Origin of the sequence: Micromonospora sp. H61 (assembly GCF_018070325.1) — a bacterium.
Taxonomy (GTDB): domain Bacteria; phylum Actinomycetota; class Actinomycetes; order Mycobacteriales; family Micromonosporaceae; genus Micromonospora; species Micromonospora salmantinae.
Map to the genome: position 1 here is coordinate 1 of NZ_JAGPXY010000128.1, position 8,182 is coordinate 8,182.

Annotated in this window: 13 protein-coding genes; 9 read left to right on the forward strand and 4 right to left on the reverse strand. The window is 71.5% G+C overall.

Going from position 1 to position 8,182, the window contains the following annotated elements; genetic code table 11:
• The 3 genes from KBX08_RS31730 to KBX08_RS31740 all read right to left on the reverse strand — a co-directional run.
• A partial coding sequence (locus KBX08_RS31730) for a lytic polysaccharide monooxygenase (RefSeq protein WP_210787451.1) occupies nt 1-803 on the reverse strand: 803 nt, incomplete at its 3' end.
• A gap of 118 nt (nt 804-921) precedes the next feature.
• Entirely contained in the window at nt 922-1,377 is a 456-nt protein-coding gene (locus KBX08_RS31735) for a GNAT family N-acetyltransferase (protein WP_210787452.1), read from the reverse strand.
• An 82-nt stretch (nt 1,378-1,459) separates the two neighbouring features.
• Nucleotides 1,460-1,720 carry a Prokaryotic metallothionein gene (locus tag KBX08_RS31740; RefSeq protein ID WP_091400670.1) on the reverse strand — a complete coding sequence of 87 codons (261 nt, stop codon included), beginning with the start codon at nt 1,718-1,720 and terminating at the stop codon, nt 1,460-1,462.
• 157 nt (nt 1,721-1,877) lie between these two features.
• Between KBX08_RS31740 and KBX08_RS31745 the strand changes: the two genes are divergently transcribed.
• From KBX08_RS31745 to KBX08_RS31755, 3 genes are all read left to right on the forward strand, one after another.
• Complete coding sequence (locus tag KBX08_RS31745) at nt 1,878-2,153, forward strand: isoamylase early set domain-containing protein (RefSeq protein ID WP_210787453.1); 276 nt, start codon at nt 1,878-1,880, stop codon at nt 2,151-2,153.
• Nucleotides 2,154-2,261: 108 nt separating this feature from the next.
• Nucleotides 2,262-3,002 carry a lytic polysaccharide monooxygenase gene (locus KBX08_RS31750; RefSeq protein WP_210787454.1) on the forward strand — a complete coding sequence of 247 codons (741 nt, stop codon included), beginning with the start codon at nt 2,262-2,264 and terminating at the stop codon, nt 3,000-3,002.
• Nucleotides 3,003-3,066: 64 nt separating this feature from the next.
• Nucleotides 3,067-3,693 (forward strand): DUF305 domain-containing protein, encoded by a 627-nt coding sequence (locus KBX08_RS31755; protein WP_210787455.1) that lies wholly within the window; start codon nt 3,067-3,069, stop codon nt 3,691-3,693.
• A gap of 23 nt (nt 3,694-3,716) precedes the next feature.
• On the opposite strand, the gene msrB is transcribed toward KBX08_RS31755, so the two are convergent.
• Nucleotides 3,717-4,121 (reverse strand): peptide-methionine (R)-S-oxide reductase MsrB, encoded by a 405-nt coding sequence (gene msrB / locus KBX08_RS31760; protein ID WP_091400676.1) that lies wholly within the window; start codon nt 4,119-4,121, stop codon nt 3,717-3,719.
• A 47-nt stretch (nt 4,122-4,168) separates the two neighbouring features.
• Between msrB and ligD the strand changes: the two genes are divergently transcribed.
• The 6 genes from ligD to KBX08_RS31790 form a co-directional block, all read left to right on the forward strand.
• On the forward strand, nt 4,169-5,206 hold the full coding sequence (gene ligD / locus KBX08_RS31765) for a non-homologous end-joining DNA ligase (protein ID WP_210787456.1): 1,038 nt from the start codon (nt 4,169-4,171) through the stop codon (nt 5,204-5,206).
• A gap of 162 nt (nt 5,207-5,368) precedes the next feature.
• Nucleotides 5,369-5,983 carry a YdeI family protein gene (locus KBX08_RS31770; RefSeq protein ID WP_210787457.1) on the forward strand — a complete coding sequence of 205 codons (615 nt, stop codon included), beginning with the start codon at nt 5,369-5,371 and terminating at the stop codon, nt 5,981-5,983.
• Between the two features lie 106 nt (nt 5,984-6,089).
• Complete coding sequence (locus KBX08_RS31775; RefSeq protein ID WP_238690914.1) at nt 6,090-6,524, forward strand: DUF2975 domain-containing protein; 435 nt, start codon at nt 6,090-6,092, stop codon at nt 6,522-6,524.
• Entirely contained in the window at nt 6,524-6,739 is a 216-nt protein-coding gene (locus KBX08_RS31780; protein WP_030336216.1) for a helix-turn-helix transcriptional regulator, read from the forward strand. Before KBX08_RS31775 ends, KBX08_RS31780 begins: the two co-directional genes overlap by 1 nt.
• Nucleotides 6,736-6,900: a hypothetical protein gene (locus KBX08_RS31785; RefSeq protein WP_210787459.1), complete on the forward strand. Its 165-nt coding sequence runs from the start codon at nt 6,736-6,738 to the stop codon at nt 6,898-6,900. The genes KBX08_RS31780 and KBX08_RS31785 overlap by 4 nt, the downstream gene beginning before the upstream one ends.
• Before the next feature lie 130 nt (nt 6,901-7,030).
• The coding region (locus KBX08_RS31790) for an FtsX-like permease family protein (RefSeq protein WP_307850704.1) at nt 7,031-8,182 on the forward strand (1,152 nt) is incomplete at its 3' end.

Sequence of the window (8,182 nt, forward strand, 5' to 3'; positions counted from 1 at the left end):
GGGTACGGAGCCGGGCCGGCCCCGGCCGGGGGGGGGGGGGTGGGGGGGGGTGGGGGGGGGGGCGGGGGGGGCGGCGGGGGCGGGGGGGGTGGGGTGGTCGACCCGCCGCCGAAGTCGACGTCGCTGCACAGGTAGTACGACTGGTCCAGGTGGCTGGCCTGCCAGACGGTGTAGACGATGTGCCGTCCGGTGCGGCCCGGCGCGCTCACCGGGATCTGGATCGAGACACCACTGGGGTCCGGGCTCCACTGGGAGGCGGGGGTGTTGCCGATCTGTCCCGCCAACTCCAGGTTGCCCCAGCCGAGTGGTTGGGTGGCGGCGTTGAAGCCCTGCTTGGTCACGTACACCCGGATGTAGTCGGCGCCGTGACGGGCCTGGTCGACGAAGCGGAGCCGGAAGTTGTTCGACACCGCTGTGGTCTTCCAGGCGCCGATGGTGTCCAGCGCGTTGTAGCGCGGGCTCTGGGTGCGTCCGCCGCTGCAGAGTTGGCCGTCGGGGACGGCGGCCTGGTGGTTGCCTCCCACACCCTCGCGGTACAGGCCGTTCCAGTTCCACATGGCGGCGGGGTCGGCCTGCCAGGCCTGCCAGCACATCGGGTCCTCGGTGGCCATCCGCGGGTTCTGGAAGTCGCTGCCCCAGCGTTGCCAGCAGCCGTAGTTACGCGAGGCCGGGTCGACGACCGAACCGTGCGCAGAGGCGGGATCGGCCCGCATGGTGGTCACTGCGGTCGTCAAAAGGAGCGTGGTGGTCGCCACGATGGCGAACAGCCAGAGCACGCGTCGTGATCGGGTGAGAGTGGACATGGAGCCCCCGGGGGGATGAGGTCGGACGTCGACACCCGGATCGCCGGGAGTGCCCACTCCCGTGCCTGATCGCTGGCTCCCGCGATGGCTCTACCCGGGCACGATGCCAGTTCGATCGTCAGCCGTCAATGGCTTTGCGCCGCATCGGGGTGTGCGGGATGCCGTCCTCGACGTACTCGGGGCCGCTGACCGTGAAGCCGTGCCGGGTGTAGAACGCGACCAGGTGCGACTGGGCGTCCAGCACGCACGGCCGGTTGCCCACCACCTCGAGCGCCGCTGTCATCAGCCGGCCGGCGTGTCCGCCGCCGCGCGCCGTCGGGGCCACCACGACCCGACCGATCCGGGCGACACCGTCCGGGTCGGCCAGAATCCGCAGGTACGCAAGCGGCGCGCCGCCGTCGGTGAGCCAGACGTGCCGGGTGCCCGGCTCGACGTCCCGCCCGTCCAGCTCCGGGTACGGGCAGTTCTGTTCCACCACGAACACGTCGATGCGCAGTTTGAGCAGGTCGTGGAGGGTGCGGGCGTTCAGGTCGGCGAAGGAGGCCGTCCGGAGTTCGGTGGTCTGCTGGGGCATCCACCGATGGTAGGTCGGGCGGGTTCACCTGGGGTTCGCCCGGTCGGGTGCGAGGTAGGTGGCGGCGGCCGGGCGGGCGCGGTCAGGCCGGGCGGGCGCCGACGGCGTCGCGGATCTCGGCGCCCACCGCGCCCTCGACAGCGCGGGCGCAGTGCGCGCAGCAGAAGAAGCGGCCGTTGACCTCGACGCCGTGCCCGACGATCTTGACCTGGCAGTGCTCGCAGATCGGTGCCATGCGCTGGATCGCGCACTCGAACGAGTCGAAGGTGTGCACGTCGCCGCTGACGGTGTGCACCTCGAACGCCATCCAGTAGTCGTTGCCGCAGACCTCGCAGGTTGCCACCGAAAACCCTCCGTTATGTGGACAAGTGCTTACAGAATCCCTCAGATGGCCTCGACGTGGGAGCGGAACGTCGACGTCTGGCCACGGTGGCGGCGTGTCGGCGTCGGCGTGTTGCCCGTTATGCCTGGTGAACCGCCGCAACCCCCGGAGGATCACCGTGATCAAGCGCAACAGGCTCTTCGGCAACCAGACCCGGGTCACCTTCTGTCTGCCCCGCGACGTCCCGCCCGGCCCGGTGAGCGTCGTCGGCTCCTTCAACGGCTGGCAGCCGGGTCGACACGAGTTGGTGGCCCGTCGCGACGGCACCCGGACGGTGACAGTGAAGCTGCCGCCGGGGGAGTACCGGTTCCGGTACCTCGGCGCCGGCGGCGTCTGGTTGGACGACGAGTCGGCCGACCAGGTCGACGACCGGGGCAGCCTGCTCCGGCTCTGAGAAGAAAACTGCCGCCATCGATGGATTTATCGATGAGAGTCTTTACTGTTAACAATGTTTAAATTACCTTGGGGGCACCTCACCGGACCTGGAGAAGGAGCTGCCCCCATGCGTCGAAGAATCACCGTCCCGCTGGTGGCGGCGGGCGCCGTCGCCGCCACCCTCACCGTCGCCGCCCCCGCGCAGGCGCACGGCTACGTCTCCGCCCCACCGAGCCGGCAGGCGCTCTGCGCGCAGGGCCGGGTGCCCGACTGCGGGCAGATCAAGTACGAGCCGCAGAGCGTCGAAGGGCCCAAGGGCCTGCGCAGCTGCAACGCCGGAATCGCCCAGTTCGCCGTCCTCAACGACGACGGTCGGGGCTGGCCGGCCACCTCGGTGGGCAGCTCGCTGACCTTCACCTGGGTGAACACCGCCCGGCACGCCACCAGCAACTGGGAGTACTGGATCGGCAACACCCGGGTCGGCGTCGTCAACGGCAACGGCCAGCAGCCGGGCGCCACCGTGTCGCACAACGTCAATCTCGGCGGCTTCTCCGGCCGGCAGAAGATCCTCGCGGTGTGGAACATCTCCGACACGGCGAACGCCTTCTACTCCTGCATCGACGTGCAGATCGGCGGCGGAGGGTCGAACCCGACGCCCACCCCCACCACCTCACCCACCCCACGGCCCACCCCGACCACCACGCCGACCACTCCGCCCGCGCCGGGCGGCAGTTGGACGACGGGCCGGGCGTACCAGGTCGGCGACCAGGTCACCTACGGCGGAGCGACGTACCGGTGCCGGCAGGCACACACCGCGATCCCGGGCTGGGAGCCGCCGAACGTGCCGGCGCTCTGGCTCCAGGTCTGACCGCACGGGTGCGGCCTCCTGGTCGCACCCGTGTCGCCGCCCTCGCGTGAACGGAGCAACCGGCATGTCCCGCCGTACCCCGCTGGCGTCCCTCGTTGCGGCCCTGCTGCTCACCGGAGCCTGCGCCGGACCGCCCACGTCGACCCCGTCGGCCCTGCCGCAGCCGGCCCCCGCGTCCCCGGCCGGCTCGGCGGCGGCCGGGGACGCGGCGGCCGGCTCCGGGGGCGTCGGGTCCGCGACCGAGGCGGACGCGATGAGCGGGATCGACGTGGTGTTCCTGAGCACCATGGTCGGGCACAGCGAACGCACCCTGCAGATCGTCCGGCTGGCCCGGGACCGGGTGCGCGACGACGCGCTGCGCACCCTGGCCGCCGCCGTCGAGGCGACCGAGGCCGACGAACTGGCCGCCATGCGCGGCTGGTTGCCCACGACCGGGCCGGGTGCCAGCGCGGCCGCACACCACGACGGGCACGGCGACGACGCCGCGCTCGACAGGCTGCGGACCGCGCCGGACGCGGACGTCGACCGAGTGCTGCGCGACGTGCTCGCCGACCACCAGCGATCGGCCGCCGACCTGGCCCGATCCCACGTCGGCGTCGGCCGCAACGAGCGGGTCCGCGACCTGGCCCGGCGGATCGAACAGTCCCGGACCGCCGAGGTCGAGTTGCTCAGGGGTACGGGTACGCCCTGAGCACTGTCACGCCGTCACGCGGGTCAGCGGGGTTCCAGCTTGATGGAGACCGAGTTGACGCAGTGCCGGGTGTCCTTGGGCGTGAAGCCCTCGCCGTGGAAGACGTGCCCGAGGTGACTGTCGCAGCGGGCGCAGCGGATCTCCGTACGGGCCATGCCGAGGGTGCGGTCCTCGATTTCCTTGACCCGGCCCGGGATGGCGTCGTCGAAGCTCGGCCAGCCGCAGTGCGAGTCGAATTTCGTGTCGCTGGAGAACAGCTCCAGCCCGCAGGCGCGACAGTGGTAGACCCCCTGGGTCTTCGTGTCCACGTACTCGCCCGTCCACGGGCGTTCGGTGCCGGCCTCCCGTAGAACGTGGAACTCCTCGGGGGTCAGTCGGACCCGCCACTCTTCGTCGGTACGGGGCAGCTCGTTGTCGTCAAGACTCACCCGTCAACGGTACGTCGAACGTCGGGGGCGTGGCATAAGGTCGCGGGATGGGTGGCACCAAGGCTGCGGCCGCAGAGGTCGAGGTGGCCGGGCACACCGTCCGGCTGAGCAGTCCGGATCGGGTGATCTTCCCGCAGCGGGGGTTCACCAAGGCGGACGTCTTCCACTACTACCTCGCGGTCGGCGACGGGATCATGCGCGCCCTGCGGGACCGACCGACCACCCTGCAACGCTTCCCCGAGGGCGTCGAAGGCGAGGCGTTCTTCCAGAAGCGGGTGCCCACCCGGGGGGTGCCGCCCTGGGTGACGACCGCGCAGATCACCTTCCCGAGCGGTCGGAACGCGGCCGAGCTCTGCCCGACCGATCTGGCGCACGTGGCCTGGGCGGCGCAGATGGGCACCATCGTCTTCCACCCGTGGCCCGTGCGGGCCGCCGACGTCGACCGCCCCGACGAGCTGCGCATCGACCTGGACCCGCAGCCCGGCACCGACTTCGCCGACGCCGCGCGGGCCGCCGGCCAGGTCCGCGCGCTCCTCGACGAGCTGGGCGCGACCGGCTGGCCGAAGACCTCCGGCGGCCGGGGTGTGCACGTCTACCTGCGCATCCAACCCCGCTGGACGTTCACCGAGGTGCGCCGGGCCACCATCGCGCTGGCCCGGGAGGTGGAGCGCCGCAACCCCGACCTGGTCACCACCGCCTGGTGGAAGGAGGAGCGCGGCCGCCGGGTCTTCGTCGACTTCAACCAGATGGCGCGGGACCGCACCATCGCCTGCGCGTACTCGCTGCGGGCCAACGCGCGGGCCACCGTCTCGACCCCGGTCACCTGGGACGAGCTACCCGACGTCGACCCGGACGACTTCGACCTGCGCACCGTGCCGGCCCGGCTCGCCGAGCGAGGTGATCCGCACGCCGGCATCGACGACGCACCGTGGGACATCACCCCGCTGTTGGAGTGGGCCGAGCGGGACGCCGCCGCCGGCCAGGGCGACCTGCCGTACCCGCCGGACCACCCGAAGATGCCCGGCGAACCCAAGCGGGTGCAGCCGAGCCGAGCCAAGCGCACCCCTGGCGACGAGAGCGCCTGAGCGCCGAGCCATCTGTGCTCGCCGAGCATCACAGGCACGACCCCGGGTCCACCGCCGTGCCGATGATCGCGAACAGCATTCGGCGGAACGTGTCGACGCGTCGGTCTGGCCCGGGCCGACCAGCGGAGCCGCGGTGTCGGCGCCAGCGGTTAGCCTGCCGTCATGGCGAGCACCGAGCTGGATGAGTTGATCGTCGCGGACGCCGACGCCCTGCGCGCGTGGTTGTCGGCCAACCACGCCACGTCGCCCGGCGTCTGGCTCGCCCTGACCAGGAAGGGTGGCACGGTCACGACGCTGACCTGGCAACAGGCGGTCGACGAGGGTCTGTGCGTCGGTTGGATCGACGGGCAGGCGCGCAAGCGGGATGAGGAGTCGTCCTGGATCCGGTTCACCCCGCGTCGGCCCCGCAGTTCCTGGTCCCAGCGCAATGTCGGGCACGTGGCCCGGCTGGAGGAGCAGGGGCGGATGTTGCCGGCCGGCCGTGCCGCCGTGGACGCCGCGAAGGCGGACGGGCGGTGGGCGGCCGCCTACGCCCCGCCGTCGGAGGCGGAGGTGCCGGCCGACCTGCTCGCCGCCATCGCCGCCGAGCCCGCCGCCCAGGCCATGCTCGACGTGCTCACCAAGGCCAACCGGTTCGCTCTCATCCATCGCCTCAATGCCGTCAAGAGGGCGGAGACCCGCGAGCGCAAGATCGGCGAATTCGTCGCCATGCTGGCCCGTCACGAGACGTTCCATCCCCAGAAGGCGAGGCCGGCACCCGGGCCGACGTCGTCGTGAGCGGGAGGTGACGTCCCGGCAACCGATTGACTTTCGATAGTTAACGAGCGAAACTCGATGCATGGTTACGGAGCATCGAGCGGTTGCCGCTCTCAGAGTTTTCCTCGTGGTGCTGTTCGGGGTCCTGGTCCTGTTTCAGACCTTCTCCCTGCCCGGACAGTTCGCCCACATGGCCGCGGAATCGCCGCAGGACGCCTACCTCCGGTGGCCGGCCACCGTCGTGGCGGTGTTCTGGGTGCTGTGCGTCCAGGTCGTCATCGTCGCGACCTGGAAGTTGCTCAGCCTGGTCAAGAGTGACCGCATCTTCACCGAAGCGTCCCTGAGGTGGGTGGACGCGATCGTGTGGGCCATCGCCGCCGCGTGGGTGGTGCTCGTGGGTGTCTTCCTCTACGTGGGGTTCAACGCGGACGACCCGGGGCTGCCGCTGCTGCTGTTCCTGCTGACGGTGGGAGTCAGCGTGCTGGGGCTCCTCATGGTGGTGATGCGGGCGCTGTTGCGGCAGGCCACCACCCTGCGGACCGACATGGAAGCGGTGATCTGATGCCCATCGTCGTCCGCATCGACGTGGAGTTGGCCAAGCGCAAGATGAGCGTCGGCGAGTTCGCCGAGCGCGTCGGGCTCACCCCCGCCAACGTGGCGGTGCTGAAGAACGGCCGCGCCAAGGCGGTCCGCTTCAGCACCCTCGAAGCGATGTGCCGAGTGCTCGACTGCCAACCCGGAGACCTGCTGGAGTGGGTCGAGGAGGAAACCCCATGAAGTACGTCCTGACCGTCGTCGCCGTTCTCGTGGTCGCCCTCGGCGTCGCCGGAATCGTGCACGGGGAGGCCGACGACTCGCCGGGCCTTCAACTCCTGGGCGTCGTGCTCGTACTCGGCGCTGTGGTGTTCGGCATCCGCAACCTCCGCGGCGGCAGTTAGCCGCCCAGGCGCGCTGGCCGGCCCGAGCTGACCCCTCCCGTAATAACGATCATGTAACGGGCGCGAACCTTTCCCGGTAGGTGGCCTGTCTTGATGGTCGTCGGCCCGCCAGGGCCAGGGGAGGCGTCGGATGAAGCTGGTGTGGAGGCGGGCCCGCGAGGCGCGAGGGTTGCTGGTCGCGGCGGTGATCGCTGCCCTCGTCGCCGTCGCGTTGGTCACTGGGCTGTCCGACTACAACCGTCGGGCGGTGGACGCCGGGCAGCGCGCACTGGTCGCCGCCTCGCCCGCCGAGGAGCGCGGCCTTCTGGTCAGTGGTTCGGGTGGGCGGGACGCGGCCGAGTTCGCAACCCGGGACAAGGCGGTCCGAGCCGAGTTCGCCACCGGGCTCGGCGGCGTCCCGGTCAGTGTCACCGCCGCCCGTTACGGCACCGGCCGGGAACTGACCGGCGACCTCGGGCAGATCCCGCGTACGGCCGACGAACCGGTCTTCGCGAACCTCGCCACGTTCACCGACCTCGCCAGCCACGCGGAGCTGACCAGCGGAGCCTGGCCCGCCCCCGGAGCGAACCCCGTCCAGGTGAGCCTGCCCGAGCGGGTCGCCGGCACCCTCGGCCTGACCGTCGGCGAACGCGTCCCGGTGCGCGACCGGGCCACCGAACGACGCGGGGAACTGGTGCTCGCCGGCACCTGGCGGCCCCGCGACCCGGCGGACGCGTACTGGCTGCTGGCCCCCGGCGTGGGGACGGGCAGCGCCGGTTCCGGCACCTCGTACGGGCCGTTCACGCTCGACCCGGCCGACTTCGCGGCCACCTTCCCGGGCTCGGTGTCGGCGTCCTGGCTGGCCCAACCGGACCTCGGCGCCGTCGACACCGCCGACCTGCCCGCCGTTCGGAAAGCCCTCACCGAGGCGGTCACGGCCGTGCCCGAGGCCGCCCAACTGGGCAGCTCCGGGCAGACGGCGACCAAGATGCCGCAGTTGCTGGACCGCATCGGCCGCGCCGACCTGGTGGGTCGCTCGTCGCTGGCCACCCCGCTGCTGCTCATCCTGGTGCTCGCCGGGTACGCGCTGGTGCTGGTCGCCGCGCTGCTGCACGAGGACCGCCGCCCACAGACCGCGCTGCTGCGCGCCCGCGGCGCCGCCCGTCGGCAGTTGGCCGGCCTGGCCGCCCGTGAGGCGACCCTGGTGGTCGCCCCGGCCGCCGTGCTCGGTCCACTGATCGCCGGTGAGGCGCTGCGGTACATCCGACCCGGCGGGTCGGGTGACCTCTACACCGCCGGAGGC